This is a genomic window from Acidovorax sp. HDW3, from assembly GCF_011303755.1.
Lineage (GTDB): Bacteria > Pseudomonadota > Gammaproteobacteria > Burkholderiales > Burkholderiaceae_C > Paenacidovorax.
In genome coordinates, this window is sequence record NZ_CP049885.1 from 891,373 (window position 1) to 908,305 (window position 16,933).

At 68.2% G+C, this 16,933-nt stretch carries 13 protein-coding genes; 5 read left to right on the forward strand and 8 right to left on the reverse strand.

The annotated features are described in order from the left end of the window. Positions 1 to 4 precede the first annotated feature (4 nt). From G7045_RS03960 to G7045_RS03975, 4 genes are all read right to left on the reverse strand, one after another. Positions 5 to 1,381 (reverse strand): Fic family protein, encoded by a 1,377-nt coding sequence (locus G7045_RS03960; RefSeq protein ID WP_166157625.1) that lies wholly within the window; start codon positions 1,379 to 1,381, stop codon positions 5 to 7. Positions 1,382 to 1,635: 254 nt separating this feature from the next. Continuing rightward, positions 1,636 to 2,712 (reverse strand): Fic family protein, encoded by a 1,077-nt coding sequence (locus G7045_RS03965; RefSeq protein WP_166157628.1) that lies wholly within the window; start codon positions 2,710 to 2,712, stop codon positions 1,636 to 1,638. A 74-nt stretch (positions 2,713 to 2,786) separates the two neighbouring features. After that, entirely contained in the window at positions 2,787 to 6,293 is a 3,507-nt protein-coding gene (recC, locus tag G7045_RS03970) for an exodeoxyribonuclease V subunit gamma (RefSeq protein ID WP_166157631.1), read from the reverse strand. A 52-nt stretch (positions 6,294 to 6,345) separates the two neighbouring features. Beyond that, positions 6,346 to 8,802, reverse strand: a complete 2,457-nt coding sequence (locus G7045_RS03975; protein WP_166157634.1) for a DUF262 domain-containing protein — start codon at positions 8,800 to 8,802, stop codon at positions 6,346 to 6,348. A gap of 269 nt (positions 8,803 to 9,071) precedes the next feature. On the opposite strand from G7045_RS03975, the gene G7045_RS03980 reads away from it, so the two are divergent. From G7045_RS03980 to G7045_RS03995, 4 genes are read left to right on the forward strand one after another with little or no spacing between them, the layout of a single operon-like run. Continuing rightward, entirely contained in the window at positions 9,072 to 9,767 is a 696-nt protein-coding gene (locus G7045_RS03980; RefSeq protein ID WP_166157637.1) for a DUF3348 family protein, read from the forward strand. After that, positions 9,764 to 11,773, forward strand: coding sequence for a hypothetical protein (locus G7045_RS03985; RefSeq protein WP_166157640.1), 2,010 nt, complete (start codon positions 9,764 to 9,766; stop codon positions 11,771 to 11,773). Before G7045_RS03980 ends, G7045_RS03985 begins: the two co-directional genes overlap by 4 nt. Then, positions 11,770 to 12,462, forward strand: coding sequence for an OmpA family protein (locus tag G7045_RS03990; protein WP_166157643.1), 693 nt, complete (start codon positions 11,770 to 11,772; stop codon positions 12,460 to 12,462). Before G7045_RS03985 ends, G7045_RS03990 begins: the two co-directional genes overlap by 4 nt. Beyond that, positions 12,459 to 13,043, forward strand: coding sequence for a DUF2894 domain-containing protein (locus G7045_RS03995; protein ID WP_166157646.1), 585 nt, complete (start codon positions 12,459 to 12,461; stop codon positions 13,041 to 13,043). Before G7045_RS03990 ends, G7045_RS03995 begins: the two co-directional genes overlap by 4 nt. Here G7045_RS03995 and G7045_RS14820 read toward each other — a convergent pair. After that, complete coding sequence (locus G7045_RS14820) at positions 13,033 to 14,475, reverse strand: methyl-accepting chemotaxis protein (protein ID WP_166157649.1); 1,443 nt, start codon at positions 14,473 to 14,475, stop codon at positions 13,033 to 13,035. The two genes, G7045_RS03995 and G7045_RS14820, sit on opposite strands and share 11 nt — an antisense overlap. 181 nt (positions 14,476 to 14,656) lie before the next feature. On the opposite strand from G7045_RS14820, the gene G7045_RS04005 reads away from it, so the two are divergent. Beyond that, positions 14,657 to 14,938, forward strand: a complete 282-nt coding sequence (locus tag G7045_RS04005; RefSeq protein WP_166157652.1) for a hypothetical protein — start codon at positions 14,657 to 14,659, stop codon at positions 14,936 to 14,938. Here G7045_RS04005 and G7045_RS04010 read toward each other — a convergent pair. Genes G7045_RS04010 through G7045_RS04020 form a run of 3 tightly spaced genes read right to left on the reverse strand, consistent with a single transcriptional unit; the run spans position 14,916 to position 16,886 of the window. After that, entirely contained in the window at positions 14,916 to 15,404 is a 489-nt protein-coding gene (locus G7045_RS04010; RefSeq protein ID WP_166157654.1) for a dihydrofolate reductase, read from the reverse strand. The two genes, G7045_RS04005 and G7045_RS04010, sit on opposite strands and share 23 nt — an antisense overlap. Before the next feature lie 30 nt (positions 15,405 to 15,434). Further along, positions 15,435 to 16,025 (reverse strand): DUF4337 domain-containing protein, encoded by a 591-nt coding sequence (locus tag G7045_RS04015; RefSeq protein WP_166157657.1) that lies wholly within the window; start codon positions 16,023 to 16,025, stop codon positions 15,435 to 15,437. 33 nt (positions 16,026 to 16,058) lie between these two features. Then, the gene (locus G7045_RS04020) at positions 16,059 to 16,886 is read right to left on the reverse strand and encodes a thymidylate synthase (RefSeq protein ID WP_166157660.1); all 828 of its coding nucleotides are present in this window, start codon (positions 16,884 to 16,886) and stop codon (positions 16,059 to 16,061) included. Between the last annotated feature and the right edge of the window lie 47 nt (positions 16,887 to 16,933).

Consider the following 16,933-nt stretch of genomic DNA (forward strand, 5'->3'; position numbering starts at 1 on the left):
GGCACTACTGCCCGTGCACAGCCTTCCAGGCGTTGTACTCGCTCGGGCGCAGGCCGTAGCGCGCCAGCACGCCTTCGTGCAGGCGGCGCAGTTCCTGGATCAGCAGGGCTTGCACGTCGTGCTGCTCGGCGGCGGGTACCTGGGCGGCCACGGCTTTTTCGATGTAGGCCAGCGGGGCCTGCTGCGGCGTGGTGATGAGGCCGCGCAGGGTGGTTTTGATGAAGTCGCGCCAGGCCAGGCGCAGGGGGTCGGGCTCGGCCTGGTCTTGTTTGATGGCCAGGTATTCCTGCGTGGAGCGCTCGTAGGCCCACAGGTACAGGTCGCGCAGCAGCTCCACGCGCGCCATTTCGTACACGCCCAGGGTGGCGCGGCTGTAGGCGGCGGCGGGCACGTCGAGAAAAGTGAGCGGGCACAGGTTGGCACGAAACAGCGGCAGATTGGCCGCCAGGCGGGCGGTGCGCTTGTTGCCGTCGGCAAAGGGCTGCAGATAGGGCAGGTGCACCAGCGCGAAGAACGATTGCTCGAACGGGTCGTGGATCTGGCTGGCCTTGGCGAGCAGGCGGTCGAGCGCATCGTCGATCTGCTGTGGGGTGGATAGGGGCCGGTACACGCTGTGGCTGATATCGACCGCGTGCTGGCGCGTGCGCCCTTCGTCGGCGGGGTTGGGCAGCAGGTTTTCCGTCAGAGCGCTGTGCAGGTTGAGCAGGGTGTAGCGGTTGAAGGCGGCGCTGTCGATGTTGTCCACCAGCAGCTCGATGGCTGTTTTGTGGTTCAGGATCATCTGCGTCTCCAGCGCTGCCTTGCCCTGGGCGGCGCGGCCTTGCTCAATGAGCGCGCGGGTGTCCAGGCGGGTGTAGGTGTTGCCTTCGAGGTGGCTCGACGCCCAGGACAGATCAATCAGCAGCCGCTGGAGGATGGCGCGGCTGTACGTGCCCGCCGGAGCGCTGAGCGCGGCGGTGGCGCCCATCTTGTGCAGCTGGCGGCGCAGGGGCTCGGGCAGGTAGTGCGTTTCGTTGGGGCGGTAGGCGTCGAGAAAATCACGCTGGTAGCCCACGGGCCGGCGCGCCAGGGTGGGCTGGTCAATGTAGGCCAGGATGTCCTGGCTGTCCGCCGCTACGGCAATGAAGGCGGGGAAGGCGGGGAAGCCATCGCCGCTGCCGCCCACGCCCTCGGCCACCCTGTGGATGGTGGAAACCGCGCCAAAATAGCGCCGCGCCCGGCCCTCTCCGCGTGCGTGGATGTGGCCGCTGGCAATCCACTGGGCAATGTGGCGCTGCAAACTGCGCCGCGCCAGTTGCGGGTAGCTGCGTTGCAGTTCGGCCAGGGAAACCCCCTCGGGGACGGATTCGATGCTCTGCAGGACTTGGTAGGGCGTGGACATGGGGTGTGGCGCGGTTGGAAGGCGTTTGGCGCTGTTTTGGTATTTTGGCGCAGTTTTTGGAACTGCGCCAAAATTCCCCGTGTGATGACGCACCTTTTGTCCGCAGAGGCCCTTGTAGCCGATTCGGTTTGCGGCGCTCTGGTGCTGTGATGAATGGCGGTGGAGTGTCGATGGGATCGACACATCTGGAAAATGTGTCGAAAAAATTTCTAAAAATCGACGTATTTTGGCTACTGGTCGATCTGCTGTACATGTCAGCGCACCAACTCGGCAAACAGTGCGTCGTTGATGTAATACATCTCGCGCCCTATTTTGCGGGGGCTTAGCACCCCCAGGCCGGCGAGAGCCTGCAGGTAGGCGGATGCCGTCTGGCGCTTGGCCAATCCAGCGTCTACCAAGAACTGAATCTTGGTGTACGGGTGGCGAAAGATCACCTCGATCAAATCCTTGCTATAGATGCCTGGGGCATCGCGCTGCACCCGCGCTCGCACTTCTTCCATTAGTTGCCGGATGCGCGTGACCTGTTCGAACGTCTGCTGGGCAGTACTCGTCACTCCGCGCAGCATGTACAGCAGCCAAGGCTCCCAGGCCTGCTGTTCGGTGACGGCGCGCAACCCGGCGTAGTACGCCGTCTTGTTGGCCATGATGTAGCGGGACAAGAACAGCACCGGGATGTCCAGCAACCCCGCCTGCACCAGATACAGCAGGTTCAGAATGCGCCCGGTGCGCCCGTTGCCATCATCAAACGGGTGAATGGCCTCGAATTGGTAGTGCTGCACTGCCATCTTCACCAACGGGTCGAGTCCATCATCGGCATGGATGAACTGCTCCAGGTTGGTCAGCTTGTCGCGCAGCAGCGCTTCGCCCACTGGAGGGGTGTACACCACCTCGCCTGCTGCATCCTTGAGTGCCGTTCCCACAGTGCGTCGCACACCAATGCCTTGCTGCTTGATGATGCGCACCATGTCCACAAACAGATTGGTGGTCAGCGGGCGCTCTTTCAAAGCGTCAAAACCAAATTTCAAAGCCTCCCGGTAGCGCAGCACTTCTTTGGTATGTGCGTCGGTTGTTCCGTCGGCGTGTGCGTCGGCGCGGTACAGCTCGTCGTTGGTGGTGACGATGTTTTCGATCTCGGACGACAACCGCGCTTCCTGCAGCACGATGCTGTTGATTAGCACCCCCTGGTTAGGAATTTGCGCCGCCAGCCCGCGCAGGTTGGCCAACATGCGGTTGGCTTCAATGGCTTGCTTCAATACTGCCTTGGTTTCCAGCTCCACGGCTGGCGGTAGCAGGGGAAGGTCGTTATAGGGTTGCAGGCGATCAAAGGACATGGGGCTCCTCATCGTTCAGCGTGGTGATGTGTGGCAAAAAAATCACGGGGACTGTACCCAGTAGGCAGTAGGTTTTATGGCGCATCAGGCACCAGCTTTTGCACCTCCACACAGTCCCCGCACCACTGCAGCAACCCCCGCAGCGCCTGGGGCGCCAGCGCCTCGAACTGCCCGTCTTCAATGAGCGCAGCAAAGTCGGGGTACAGGCGCTGCCAGTAGGCGTCGATCTCGGGCGGGGGCTTGTCGTCAAAGCCGCCCTTGTAGGCGGTGTGGGCCGCGCCCAGGTCTTTGCCCAGCAGGGCGAGCGCGGTTTTGAAGGGCAGGGGCAGGGGCTTGTCCTGGCCTTGCTGCCACAGGGCGAGCAGGGTATCGAGCTGGTTGCGGGCGGCCTCTGGCTCCATGGGCCGGATGTGCAGGTGGTGCCCCAGGCCGATGAGGATGCCGGCCACTGGTTGGCCGCAGGCGGCGGCGACGATGCTTTGCAGGTAGTGGGGCAGGAGCTTGTCCGGGCGTGGGTGGCTGCCGTTTTTGTCGTCGGTGGCAAGGTGGCGCGGGTCCAGGGCGATCCAGGTGGGCAGGACGCTGGCGGTGCCGGGCAGCCACAGCGGCGGCAGCCAGTCTTGCAGACTGACCTCGTCCGCCTGGTAGGCCAGTGGCAGGGCCGGGGCGCTGTGCGGGTGGTTTTGGCGCAGCTGCGCCCAGTGCTGCAGGCCGGGCAGCAGTTGGTCGTGCAGGCCCTGCACGGCGCGCTGGCCCAGGCCGGCCAGGGGCAGGCGGCCGCTGCGCTGCAGGCGGGCCAGTTGCGCCGTGAGCATGGGGGCGATGTCCGTGCTTTGTTGCAGCCATTGGCCCATGACCTGCTGTTGCAGCTCCTGCAGCAGCTGAAAGTTTTCCAGCCCGTCGAGGGCAAAGGGCTCCTCGTCGGCCAGGGCTTCGTCGGCGGCGTCGAAGAACACCTGCAGGCGCTGCTGGAACCAGGCGCGCGCTGGGTGGCGCAGCCAGCTTTGCAGCTGGCGCAGGGTGAGGGGGGTGTTTTCTTGGGATGAAATCGGCCTCTCGCGCTTGTCTGACAAGCGCAACCAGCTATCAATTTGATAGTTATCGGCGCTGCTGCCATGCACCGCGCGCCATTCCTGGGCGTGGGTGGCAAGGCCCGTGCCGGCCTCGAAGTAGGCGCGGCTGAAGGGTTGCAGCGGGTGGCTGGTGCTGCGCTCGGCCAGCAGCGCATCGCTCTTGGCGCCTTCGCCGCGCCAGCCGGCGGCGAGGTAGTCGCGCAGCTGGGCGACGAGCACCGAGGGCGGCTGCGCGCTGTTGTCGCGCTGGTTCTGGCCGTTGTGGCTCACGTAGAGCTGGCGGCGGGCGGCGAGCAGGGCGTCGAGCATGAGCTGGCGGTCGTCGTCGCGCCGGGCGCGGTCGCCGGGGCGGTATTGGCCGCTTTGCTGCATCAGGTCAAAGTCGCTCTTTGGGGCGCGGCGCGGGTAGTCGCCCTCGTTCATGCCCAGGAGGCACACCACCTCGAACGGGATGGCGCGCATGGGCATGAGGGTGCAGAACGTGACGCCGCCGGCGCGAAAGCGCTGCTCCAGCGTGGGCGCATCGAGCGCCGCCAGCCAGGCCGATTGCGCCACCGCCAGGGGGATGGGCTGGTCAAACCCGGCCTGCTCGCAGTCGTGCAGCCAGCCGTCGAGCGCTGCGTGCAGCTGGGCGAGGATGGCGTGCTCGGCGTCCGTCTGCGCGGCAAACAGCGCTTGCAGCAGCGCGCGCAGGCGCTCGGCCCACTCAAGCGGCGTGGCCGCTTGCTGGCATTGCTGCCACCAGTCTTGCAGCACCTGCAGCACGGTGGCCAGGGCCCCGGCCAGCTCGGCGGAGAGGCCGCCGACTTCGTCATACGGCTCCACGCCCGCCCAGGCCGGGCCGGCGCCGCTGGCGTAGCCCAGCAACATGCGCCGCAGGCCAAACCAGGCGCTGTTGTCCTCGCCGCAGGCGGCCAGGTCGAGGCTGGCGCGGTGCTCGCCGTGCAGGCCCCAGCGTATGCCCGCGCCCTGCATCCAGGCGATGAGCTGGGGCAGGGCGTCTGCCGCCAGCCCCAGGCGCTGGGCCACGGCGCCCACTTGCAGCAGGTCGCACAGCTGCGACAGGTGCAGGCGCTGGCGCGGCAGGGGCAGGAGCCACTGCAGCGCGGCCACCAGCGGGCTGGCCTGGCGCGCGCTCAGGTCGGCAATGTCGAACGGAATGTGGCGCGCATCGTGGCGCGGGTATTGGCCAAACACGGCGCGAATCGCCGGGGCGGCGTCCTGCACCTGCGGCAGCATGACGACGATGTCGCGCGGCTGCAGCGCAGCCTGCCCGGGTGCGGGCGGTGCGGCGAGCAGATCGAGCAAATGGTCGTGCAGCACTTCGAGCTCGCGCACCAGGCTGTGCGCGCTGGCAAAGACGATGGAGCGGTCGCTGGCGGCAACATGCTGCGCGGGCAGGCGCTGGCGTGGGTGCTCATTCAAGGGAAGCAGGTCGCGGATGCTGCGCTGCACTTGTTCGAGCAGGCTGCCCTCATGCGCCGGGGCGTCGTCGTAGAGATCGACGCGGGGCAGGTCGAGCTGCTCGGCCATCTGCAGCGTGGTGTCGAAGGCGTCGAGCTGGCGCAGGCTGTCGCGCGCTTGCCGCCCCCAGGCCGCCAGCAGCGGGTGGGCGTGGGCGTGCATGGCTGCCAGCGGCACGGCGGCCAGGTCGCGCCCGGCGCGCAGCGGGTGGCGCCGCTGCGCCTGGCGCAGCAGCTCGCGCCCGTCAATCGCGTCGGCCCAGTGGTAGCGGCAGGGGTTGGGCATGGCCAGCAGCACCTGGCTGTGCTGCGCCAGCGCGGCCAGCAGTTGCAGCAGCGACAGCGGCAGGTGCGTGAGGCCAAACACCACCACGCGCCGCGCCAGCGGCTGCGCGGGGCTCTGGCCGCTTTGCAGGTGCGCGAGCACGCGCGCGAGCACCGCGCCGCGCGCGCCGGCCAGCTCCTCGGGCGTGAGGCTCTTGAGGATGGCCTGCCACAGCGCGCATTGCCAGCGCTGCTCGGGCGGCAGCGCCGTGTCGTCTTTGCCCGGTTGGATCAGTACAGCGCGCCCTTCAGCCCAGGCGGCGAGCCAGTCGCTGCGGTAAATCTGGTACTGGTCGAACAAATCCGCCAGGCGCTGGGCGAGCTGCAAGAGGCGCTCAGGTTCGCCAGGGCGCAGGTATTGCGCCAGGGGGTGATAGACCGGTTCCTGCAAGAGTGTGGGCAGCAGCCGCACCAGGCGCCAGACGAGAGGCGCCTTGTCCAGCGTCGATGCACTGGGCACGGCGCCCGGCCCCAGCACCTGGCGGCAGCTGCGCCAGACAAAGCGCGCCGGCAGCTCCACCTGGGCGCTGGCGCACACGCCGTGCTGCGCGGCCAGCTGCATCTTCACCCACTCGGCCATGCCGTTGCTTTGCACCAGCACCACCTCGCTCTCCAGCGGCGCCAGCGGGTGCTGCTGCAGCCAGGCGGCGACGGTGTCCAGGAGCGAGTCGGTGCGGTTGCTGTGCAGGGCGATGAGGCCGGGGGGGAGGGCGGTGGGCATGGTGAAAATAAGCTAAAAATGGTGCAAAGGCTTATAGGGTCAGCGTGAGGTGCTATGTTTTTTGATGATCTTGTGGCATCAGGGCGGCAATGCACAGCCCCTCGTACCACTGGCGGTACATGTGGCAAAGGCGCCTGGTAATGGCCCGCACCAACGCTTGCCGGGCGTGGCCGCCCTGCGCCGGATCGGCCAGGTAGTAGGTGGGGAGGCTTCCATCGGCAACACCGGCGGGCACGGTGTCGCACCAGTCTTGCCAGCCTTCGCCTTGGTAGGCCATGCAGCTGGCGGCGCATTGGGTCTTGGCATCGGGCATACCGTAGCGCGCCGTGGTGTCGCTCGCGTGGCTGAGTTTGGCTTGGGGAGAGGTGTCTTGATCGGCGCGGTTGGCCTCCAATGGCCAGGCGCGCAGGTTGCCAATGCTGGCGTGCCAGTCCCAGAGGATGGCGGGGATGTTGCGCCGGCTGCCGCCGTGTTCGGTTTTGAAGTAACGCTGGGGAAAGATGTGATCCCAGTCCCAGGGGCGGTTGTGGTCTTCCATTTGGTCGGGTTGGGTGGGGTCGTATTCCGGGAACCAGCGCTCAATCCAGTGGCGCTGGGTGTACAGCAGCAGTGATTTTTGTCCCCAGAGCTGATCCGAAAAATGCTGCCACGCTTGTGCCCGTGCGCTGGTGCTGGCGCCGGCTTCTGGTGGCGCCTGGTCTGGGGTTGTGTGGCGCCAAAGATCGTCGATATGCGACGTGAACCAGTCTTTCAGAACCCCCGGGTGCGATTGTTGCAGCCATTCATACCAATCCCAGTTCTTCCAGAAGCTGCTATGGGCGTCGTTGAAGCCCCCGTAGTCGCCGCGCGGGCGGGTGACCCGGTCGGCGATGATTTTTTCCAGTACCGCAGGCGGTGGCAAGGGACAGGCTTGGAGTGCGCCTTGGGGCCCCAGGGCCAGGCAGCGCAGGAATTGGGGGCGGGAGAAAAAGTGGGCCAATTCGTGCGCGGGCAGTGCGCGCAGCCGGGGCCATACAGCGGCTGCTGCCCGGTGCGGGTGGGGGGCGAACCAGGACAGGGCCGTGATGAACCCCAGGAGTGCGCGCCGTTGCAGGGCGTTCAGGGCACAAGGGTCTTGCCCGGCCTGGCGCATCTGCTGCGCCCAGGCCAGCAGGAGAAACAGAACGTCGGGCGTTTTTTGTCCCAGTTCGTAGGCCAGCACCTGCGGCAGGGCGTGCTCGCCCCCTGGCAAGGTGGGGTCGGTGAGCAGGCGGCGCACGTCTGTAAAGAGGGTGACGGCAGTGCTTTGGATAAAGGTTTCCAGGCGCTGCGCAAAGCCGCTGTGCTGACTTGCCTGGTCGTGCATCAGCCGGCGAAACTGCGCAACATCGGGGGCTGTGGGGGGTGCGGTTTCGCCCGCCGCTTGCATTTGTGCCAGCACCAAGCGGCTTGCGAGCATGACCAAGCGTGGCGGCTGCAGCAGGCGCTGGCCCAGGCGCTCGATGAAGGTGGGCGCTTGTGTCCAGTTGGATTTCAAAATGGAGTAAATCAGCTCCTCCCCCTCCAGCCGGGTGCCCGCCTGGTTGACGCGGATGAACAGCGTCTCCAGCGGGTCGATGGCATGGGCTTGTTCAGGGCGGTGGGTGTCTGGCAGCAGCATGACGGGCACGCCGTAGCGCAACTCCAAGCTGGCATGGGCCCGCAGGCGCTGCACCAATTGCACCCAGTCGCCGTGCGTGGGTGATGTGGGCGAGAGCGCAGCCGTAATGCGCGCGCGCATGGCGGGCCAGGAGCCCGCTTCACTCGCCCAGAAGGGCAGGCGCTGCAGCTGCGCTTGCACCTGCGCAGTCACTTGTTCCAGCGTGCCCCCGGCCAGCAGTGCCTGGAGCACAAAGGCCAGAGGAATGGGGGCCAGGGCATCGGCGGGCCAGACATGCGTGAGCGGCAGCAGGTGGGGCGCGGTGTCTTTGAGCTCCGGGCTGGCCTGGCGGTAGCCTTCATGCAGCGCCTCACGCCGGGCTGCGATGCTCAAAGGGGCTTCGGGCTTGTTGCGGCGATAGCCCCAGGGGTGCGAGCGGGTCAGCACCCGAAAGACGGTGCTGACGTCGCCGGGCTCTGTGGGCGGCGTCAGGTCCACCCATAGCACGGCCTGTGGCGCTGGTGTGGGCGCTGTCCATGGGTCGAGAAAACCCAGGGCAATGGCAGTGGCGCGTTGCTGGCCATCGAGCAAGTGGTAGTTGGGCGCAGCCATGCTGCCTTGCTGATACTTGGCGCTTTGCTGTCCCCGCGCCGGGTTGAACGGCGCCAGCAAAAAAGCGCCTATGGGAAACCTCCGGGCGACCGAATCCCACAGCAGCTCCACCTGCTTGGGTTTCCAGACGGCGCCGCGTTGCATGGCGGGCAGTGTGGCGACGATGTTGGGCGCCACAGGCAGTGCCAAGGTCGTGATTTGCCAGGCGGCAATGTGTGGCAGTTGCAGTACGAAGGCGCCGGGCAGCGCCGGGGCCGAGGTGGTGGGGCAGGGCGTCATGGCCTCTGAGGGTAACTGAACGATGGAAGTCAAAAGCTGCCCTCGCGAGCGCTTGCGACACAGTCGATCGCACCCGGCATAGGCAGGAATCTCTAATTCATAAGCCGTTGGGCTTGCTATTCAATAAATAGCTGCTGACGCTTGCTGGATAAGCATTTCGAGCACTTTCTGGTATGGTTTTTGGCCCCTGTGCAGGCCGTTGTGCCCTGGGCGCCTGTGTAGACTGCCGGGTTTTTCGCCCACACCTTGCCCGCCGCCTGCCTTCTGCCATGCCCCCCCGCACCGCCCAGCCCAGCCGCCTGACCCGCACGGCCCTGGTGCGCCTGTTGGCGCGCCATGCGCCGCCGGGGCAGGCCGCACCGGCGCCGGCCCTGGCCGATGGCCTGGGGGGCTGGACGGACTGGACCGCCGCCATCGCCCTGGCCGGCGCGCTCGAGCGCCCGTTGGCCGTGCCACTGGCCCCGCTGGCGCAGCGCCAGGCGCAATACGCCGATTTGGCTGCGGTTTGCGCCGCGCAGCAGGCGCAGCAGGCGGGCGCGATTGCGCGCGAGGCGCAGGCCGTGGGCCGTTCGGTGCTCGACGCCGGGCTTGGCTTTGCCGCCCTGCGCCAATGCCTGGTGGCACGCCAGCAGGCCCTGGAGCAAGCCGTGGCCCCGCTGCGCGAGCGCCTGCGTGCCGCACTCGCCGCCTGCGGCCCCGAGGCGGCGCGGCTGGCGCTGGTCGATGCCGTGCTCGCCCAGGCGCTGGCGCCGCAGGAGCGGCGCCTGTGCGCCGGCCTGCAGCCCTGGCTGGAGGCGCGCTACCACGCCCAGCTGCCCGAAGGCAGCGCCGACCCCGCCGCCCTGCAGCCCCTGCGCGAGCTGCTGCAGGCGCTGCTCTTGGCCGAACTAGACCTGCGCTGGCAGCCGCTGCACGGCCTGCTGGCGGCGCTGCACAGCGCATCCCTTGCCCCCACTGCACCATGAAAAAACTGCTTTTTGTTCTTGCCGGCATTGCCGGGTTGATCACCCTGGGCTGGCTTGCCTGGGGCTACCGCAGCGGCCAGCCGCTGGCGCTGGGCGTCACGCTGGCGATTACCGGGTTTTATCTTGGCGGGGTGGTGGAGCTGCTGCGCACGCAGCGCGCCAACGCCGCTTTGCAGCAGGCCCTGCGGGGCTTGACGGCGGCGCCGGCGCAGCTCGCCGATTGGCTGGTGCTGCTGCCCGAGGGCCTGCGCCCGCTGCTGCAGCAGCGCCTGGCGGGCTCGCCAGCGCGCCTGCCGGCGCCGCAGCTCGCGCCCTACCTGAGCGGGCTGCTGGTGCTGCTGGGCATGTTGGGCACTTTTGCCGGCATGGTGGTGGCGCTGCAGGGCACGGGCACCGCGCTTGAAGGGGCGCAGGGCCTGGCGGCCATGCGCGAGGCGCTGTCGGCGCCGGTGCGCGGGCTGGGGCTGGCGTTTGGCACATCGGTGGCAGGGGTGGCGGGCTCGGCCATGCTCGGGCTCATGACGGCGCTGGTGCGCCGCGACAGCCAGCGCACGGCGCAGCAGCTCGACGCCGCCCTGGCCGGGCCCTTGCAGGCATTTGGTGCGCGCCAGCAGCGCGCCCAGCAATGGCAGGCCCAGCAGCAGGCGCAGCAACAAATGCAGCAGCAGTGGCAAGAGGCGCAGCAGCGCTGGCAGGCCGAGCAGGCGCAGCTCTTGCCAGCGCTGGTGGCACGCCTGGAAGGCGCCATGGCGCAGAGCGAGCGCCAGCAGCAGGCCGCGCAGCAGCAATTGCAGCAGGCGCAAGAGCGCTTTTACCGCCAGCAGCACGAGGCTTTTGCCCAGCTGGCGCTGCAGCTGCAGCAGGGCCTGGCCCAGGCCAGCGTGCACAGCCTGCAGCAGGCGAGTGCGCAGCTGCAACCCATCGTCACCGCCACCCTGGATGGCCTGGCGCAGACCAGCACCGCGCTGCAGCGCAGCCTGGGCGCGCAGCTGCAGCAGCAGCTCGACGCCCTGGGCCAGCAATGGGCCAGCGCCCAGGCGGCGCAGCAGCAGGCGGCAGCCGAGCACAGCGCGCAGCACCATGGCGCTGCAGCGCAGCTGCTGCAAAGCCTGGCCGCCCACACCCACAGCCTGGCCACGCAGCTGGCCGACGACAACCGCACGCACAGCCAGGCCCAGGCCGCGCAGTGGCAGGCGCTGCTGGCGCAACACGCCGCGCAGGGCCAGGTGCAGGCCGCCGCCCAGGCCAGCGCCTGGCAGGCGGCGCAGCAAGAACACCAGGCGCAGCAGGGCCGGCAAGCGCAAGATTTGCTACAAACATTGCAGCTGCACACGCAAGCCCAGCAAGCGCTACAGCGTGATTTGATCGAACATTTTGAGCGCGCCGGGCACACCCTGGGCAGCGCCTTGCAGGCACAGCTGCAAAGCCAGCTGGCCGAGGTGGCGCAGCTGCTGCAGGCCGCTGGCGAGGCCCCGCGCGCAGCAGCGGCGGCGCTGGCAGCGCTGCAGCAGCAGCGCACGCAAACCCAGGCGCGTGACGATGCCCTGCTGGCCGAGCGCGAGCGCCTGCTCGCTGCGCTGCAGGCGCAGTGGCAGGCCGCGCAGGATCAGGGGGCGCAGCAGCAGCAGGCCATAGACGCCCTGGTGGCCGCCGCCGCCGGGCACATGGCGCAGGCCGAGCGCAGCCTCACCGCGCAGCAGCAGGCGCAGGCCGAGCGCCTGGACGGCGCGCTGGCGCAGCTGCAGGCCGGGGCCATCGAGCTGTCCAGCCTGGGCGACGTGTTGGGCGCGGCGGTGGAGCGTTTTGGCGACGCCAACGCCCAAACCCTGGCGCAGCTGGCGCAGCTGCAGACGGCGCTCGGCCAAAGCCTGGCGCGCAGCGACGAGCAGCTGGACTACTACGTCGCCCAGGCGCGCGAGGTGGTGGAGCTGTCCGTTGGCGCGCAAAAAGACATCATCGACGCCCTGCAGGCCCTGGCGGCGGCGCGCGCGGGGGCGCCGGCATGAGCGCCTGGGATGGATGGGACGACACCGCCGGCGACGATCTGGCGCAGCAGGCCCCGGTGTGGGCCGCGTTTGGCGACTTGATGGCCGGCGCCCTGGGCGCGTTTGCCCTGGTGCTGGTCTGCGCCCTGGGCCTGCAGATGGAGCTGGCCGAGCGCCTGCGCAGCGAGCAAGCGCAAAGCGCGCAGCAGGCCCAGCGCCTGCTGACGCTCGAACAGGCGCTGGCCGGGCCGCTGGCGGCGGGGCGCGTGACGCTGGCCAATGGCCGCATCGGCATCAGCGGCAGCCTGCTGTTTGCCTTCAACTCCGCCGCGCTCGAACCCGAAGGGCGCCAGCTTTTGCACAGCCTGGCCGGGCCGCTGGCGCTGTACCTGCGCGCGCGCGGCGAGATTTTGATGGTCAGCGGCTTTACCGACGACCGCCCGGTGCGCAGCAGTAGTAGCGCCAGTAGTAGCTCCAATGGGGGCAGCGCCGTGCGCTTTGCCGACAACTGGGAGCTGTCGGCGCAGCGCGCGCTCACCGTCACGCGCACGCTGATCGAGGAAGGCATTGCGCCGCAAGACGTATTCGCCGCCGCCTTTGGCGACCAGCAGGCCGTGGCCAGCAATGCCGATGCAGCAGGCCGGGCGCGCAACCGCCGCGTAGAAATCGCCCCCATGCCGCGCCCGGCGCAAGCCGAGGCCGCGCCATGAACCCGCCCCCAGGCGCCGCCGCCGTGCGCGCCCTGCGCCAGCAGGCGCTGCAGCAGCGCGCCGCCGGCCAGGCGCCCGCAGTGCAGGCGCTGCTGGCCGCGCGTGCCCAGGCATTGGCGCCGTTGGCCGTGCCTGCAGCCGGGCCTGTAGCTGTACCTGTGCCCGGGGCCGTGTCTGGCGCTGTGTCTGGCGCTGTGTCTGGCGCTGTGTCTGGCGCTGCACCCGGCAAGGTGCGCGGCCCGCTCGGGCGCCTGGCCGATGGGCTGCAGGCTGGTGCGCAGCCCGCGCCCGAACTGGCCGTGCTGCAGCGCAGCCGCAGCACCTGGGAGCGCCTGTCGGCCGGCCAGCGCGTGCAGCAGGCGCTGGCGCAGGTGCCGGCGCAGGCCGGGCCGCTCAATACCAGCCACCTGATCCACCGTGCGCTCGGGCTGATGCAGGCCGTGGCGCCGGGCTATCTGCAGCATTTCGTGCCCTATGTGGACACGCTGCTGTGGCTGCAGGGGCAGCCAGGCCAGGCGCCGGGCACGGGCAAACCGGGGCCCAAGGCCGCCGGCAGGCCGCGCCGCAAAGCTAAACCTTGAAGATATCGACCGAGTGGATCAACTGCTCGGCCTGCTGATCGAGGCTGCTGGCTGCGGCCGCCATCTGCTCGACCAGGGCGGCGTTTTGCTGCGTCGATTGGTCCATCTGCGTCACCGCCTCGCCCACCTGGCCCACGCCCTGGCTTTGCTCCTGGCTGGCGCTGCTGATCTCACCGACGATGTCGGTCACGCGGCGGATGCTGGTGACCACCTCCTGCATGGTGCTGCCGGCCTTGTCCGCCAGCTGCGAGCCCTGCTCCACCCGCTGCACGCTGGCGCTGATCAGGCCCTTGATTTCCTTGGCAGCCTCGGCGCTGCGCTGCGCCAGGCTGCGCACCTCGCCGGCCACCACGGCAAAGCCGCGCCCTTGCTCGCCGGCGCGCGCCGCTTCGACGGCGGCGTTGAGCGCCAGGATGTTGGTCTGGAAGGCAATACCGTCGATCACGCCGATGATGTCGCTGATCTTGCGGCTGGCTTCGTTGATGCCCTGCATGGTCTGCACCACGTCGCTGACCACGGCGCCGCCGTTGCTGGCAACGGTTGATGCGTCGATCGCCAGCTGGTTGGCCATGCGGGCGTTGTCGGCGTTCTGGCGCACGGTGGCGCTGAGCTGGTCCATGGCGGCGGCGGTTTCAGCCAGGGCCGAGGCTTGCTGCTCGGTGCGCCCCGACAGGTCCAGGTTGCCCTGGGCGATTTCCACGCTGGCGGTGCGCAGGCCCTCGCTCGCCTGTTGCACCTGCTGCACGGCTGCGGCCATGCGCACCAGGGCGTCGCGCATGGTGGTGGCGGCGTGGGTTTGCACCTCTACGCTGCGCACGTTCAGGTGGATGCCGTCGGTGCGATCGACCTGGGCGATCAGCGCGCGCAGCTCGTCGCCCTCGCGCGCGGTGTTGTTCATGCGGATCGCCATCAGCACTTCGAGCACGGTCTGGATGACGACGTAGCTTGCGTGCAGCAAGATCGTGGCGAAGTCGGGGCGGGTGAGGCAGTACAGGTCAAACCCGGCGGCCTGCAGCTGGTTGAACAGCAGGTGGTGCACGGCAAACAGGCCGGCGCCGAGCACGATAGGGCGCCAGTCGCGGTACACCAGCAACAGCGCCAGCGTGACGAAGACGCCAAAGTGGAATTCGATGGTGCCGTGCGCCAGCTGAATGTGCAGCACCACCAGCCCCACCAGCGCCACGCACTGCGACAGGCGCGACAGCAGCGTGCCGCCGGCGCCCCAGAACGCCGCTGCCGACAGGCCCAGCAGCGGCAGCGCCAGGCCCAGCGCCAGCCCGAGCGACTGGTAGCTCACGCCGATGGCAATCGCTGCCAGGGTGGCGAGCACGCAGGCCGAGAACATGACGCGGTCGCCAATGCGCATTTGGGTTTGCAGGTCGATCGAAGCGTTGGCGGCAGAGGCCGCAGGGGCGGGCAGGGCGGGGTGCATGGTGGATGTCCTTGACGGGGTGGGGCGCGATGGTAGGGGATTGTCAAAAATTGTGCTGGCGCTCGGTTGTTCGTACAAGCCGCCCCCCAGGAAAGCCCTAGCAGGCTAGTTATTGAGAATTATTCGCATTTAATGGCAGAATGATGGCTCCTCTAACCGTTCTGTGCAAAGGAGACAGGCCGTGGCATCCCCCGAGTTGGCCGCGCCATCGTTGGCGCATGAATACCAGGCTTTGCTGCGCCATTGCGCCAGCGCGCAGCAGCGCTGCAGCTGCACCTTGCAGGAGCAGCAGCGTGAGATTGATCGTTTGCAGGCCGAGGTGCAGCGCCTGCGCGCCGTGCTGGTGCTGCGCGATTCGCAGCTGGCGCTGGTGCGCGCCGAGCCGGTGGCGCCCCGGCCCCAGTTGCGCCAGGTGTTGGCGCAGCTGTCCGCGCCGTGGCTTACACGCGCCGCCGGTAGCTGACGAAGGCCAGCGCCAGGCCGCTGGCGCTGGTGCAGTCCTGGCGCGCGCATTCCTGCCACTCGGGGCCGAGGGTGGGGGCGTAGGCGTCGCCGTCGAAGGGCTGGGCGATCTCGGTCACCTCCACGCCCTGCGCCAGGGGCAGGGCCTGGGTGTAGATTTGTGCCCCGCCGATCACCCATACGACCGCTTCATGCTCACAAAATTGTAGCGATTCACGCAGGCTGGATGCGCGTTCGGCCCCGATTTCTCTCCAATCGGGCTGGCGCGTGAGGACGATGTTGCGCCGCCCCGGCAGGGGGCGAAAGCGCGGCGGCAGCGAGTCCCAGGTCTTGCGCCCCATGAGGACGGTGCAGCCCTGCGTCAGGGCGCGAAAGTGCGCCAGGTCTTCGGGCAGGTGCCAGGGCATGGTGCCGTCCTGGCCGATGACGCCGTTGGCGGCGCGGGCGTAGATCAGGCGCAGGTCCATGGGGGGCTCCGGTGGTGGGTTGGTGGTGGGTCAGATGTGGGCAAAGGCCAGGCCGCCAATGGCCAGGCCGACGCCGGCGACGCCAAACATGCCCCATTCGAGCCATTTCTTGCGCGTCAGCAGGGCGATGGCCGCCAGGGCGATGGCCACTTGCAGCGTCGTCGTCGCCTGCGCCCAGCGGTGGTGCAGGTGCATTTGCGCGGCGCTGTCGTGGTCGAGCTGCTGGGACTGTGCTTCGAGCGCCTCGGCAGCGAGCTTGATGTCGGTTTTTTCTTTCTCGTAGCGGTCCACCTTGGCCTGCAGCGCGGCGCGGCGCTCGTCGCTGGCCTGCTCGCGCGCGAGCTCCACCAGGGCCTGCTTGGTGCTCTTGGCCTGGTAGTAATTCCACTGGTTGGCGGCTTCGGTTTTCTTGATGGCGGCGTCGTTCTTGAGCAGCCCGGCCTCGGCCTGCGTCGCCCCGCCCATGTAGGAAAAGAGCGCGCCGACGGTGGCGATGACGGCGGTGCACATGGCGACCTGGTTCGTCAGGCGGCTGTCGCTGCTGCCGTGGCCGGCGTGCTGGGTGGCGTGCTCGACGGCGTGGTCATGCGGGCCGTGGACGTGAAAACCGTGGGAGGACATGAAGGTAATGGCAAAAAACAAAACCCGCGATTCTCACACCGCCACGGGGGCTTTGATGGCAGCGTGGTGCTGATAGTTGCGCACCTCGAAGTCTTCGAGCTGGTAGTCAAAAATCGACGCCGGGCGGCGCGCGATGTGCAGCTCGGGGTAGGCGTAGGGCGCTCGCTCGAGCTGCGTCTGCACCTGCGCGAAGTGGTTGTTGTAGATGTGGCAGTCGCCCCCGGTCCAGATGAAGTCGCCCACGGCCAGGTCGCACTGCTGCGCCAGCATGTGCGTGAGCAGCGCGTAGCTGGCAATGTTGAAGGGCACGCCCAGGAAAATGTCGGCGCTCCTCTGGTAGAGCTGGCAGCTGAGCTTGCCGTCGGCGACGTAGAACTGGAAGAAGGCGTGGCAGGGCATGAGCGCCATCTGATCGAGGTCGGCCACGTTCCAGGCCGAGACGATGATGCGCCGGCTGTCGGGGTTGCTTTGGAGCTGCTGCACCACCTGCGCGATCTGGTCGATGTGCCCGCCCCCGGGCGTGGGCCAGCTGCGCCACTGCACGCCGTACACCGGGCCGAGCTCGCCGTCGGCGCGGGCCCATTCGTCCCAGATGCTGCAGCCGCGCTCTTGCAGCCAGCGCACGTTGCTCTCGCCGCGCAAAAACCACAGCAGCTCCAGGATGATGCTTTTGAGGTGCACCTTCTTGGTGGTGACGAGCGGAAAGCCCTCGGCCAGGTCAAAGCGCATCTGGTGGCCGAAGACGCTCTTGGTGCCGGTGCCGGTGCGGTCGCTTTTGTCCACGCCGTGTGTGAACACGTGGCGCATCAGGTCTTCGTACTGCTGGCGCACGGGGCGGGTGGGGGAGGGGAGATCGGTCATTTTTGAAGCAAAAACAGGCTGCAGCGCTTGCTGGGAAAGCGCGAGCA

Bases quoted from the DNA above. Each gene is read 5' to 3' on its own strand.
- G7045_RS03960 (WP_166157625.1), bottom strand. From the start codon at position 1,381: ATGTCCACGCCCTACCAAGTCCTGCAGAGCATCGAATCCGTCCCCGAG.
- G7045_RS03965 (WP_166157628.1), bottom strand. From the start codon at position 2,712: ATGTCCTTTGATCGCCTGCAACCCTATAACGACCTTCCCCTGCTACCG.
- recC (WP_166157631.1), bottom strand. From the start codon at position 6,293: ATGCCCACCGCCCTCCCCCCCGGCCTCATCGCCCTGCACAGCAACCGC.
- G7045_RS03975 (WP_166157634.1), bottom strand. From the start codon at position 8,802: ATGACGCCCTGCCCCACCACCTCGGCCCCGGCGCTGCCCGGCGCCTTC.
- G7045_RS03980 (WP_166157637.1), top strand. From the start codon at position 9,072: ATGCCCCCCCGCACCGCCCAGCCCAGCCGCCTGACCCGCACGGCCCTG.
- G7045_RS03985 (WP_166157640.1), top strand. From the start codon at position 9,764: ATGAAAAAACTGCTTTTTGTTCTTGCCGGCATTGCCGGGTTGATCACC.
- G7045_RS03990 (WP_166157643.1), top strand. From the start codon at position 11,770: ATGAGCGCCTGGGATGGATGGGACGACACCGCCGGCGACGATCTGGCG.
- G7045_RS03995 (WP_166157646.1), top strand. From the start codon at position 12,459: ATGAACCCGCCCCCAGGCGCCGCCGCCGTGCGCGCCCTGCGCCAGCAG.
- G7045_RS14820 (WP_166157649.1), bottom strand. From the start codon at position 14,475: ATGCACCCCGCCCTGCCCGCCCCTGCGGCCTCTGCCGCCAACGCTTCG.
- G7045_RS04010 (WP_166157654.1), bottom strand. From the start codon at position 15,404: ATGGACCTGCGCCTGATCTACGCCCGCGCCGCCAACGGCGTCATCGGC.
- G7045_RS04015 (WP_166157657.1), bottom strand. From the start codon at position 16,025: ATGTCCTCCCACGGTTTTCACGTCCACGGCCCGCATGACCACGCCGTC.
- G7045_RS04020 (WP_166157660.1), bottom strand. From the start codon at position 16,886: ATGACCGATCTCCCCTCCCCCACCCGCCCCGTGCGCCAGCAGTACGAA.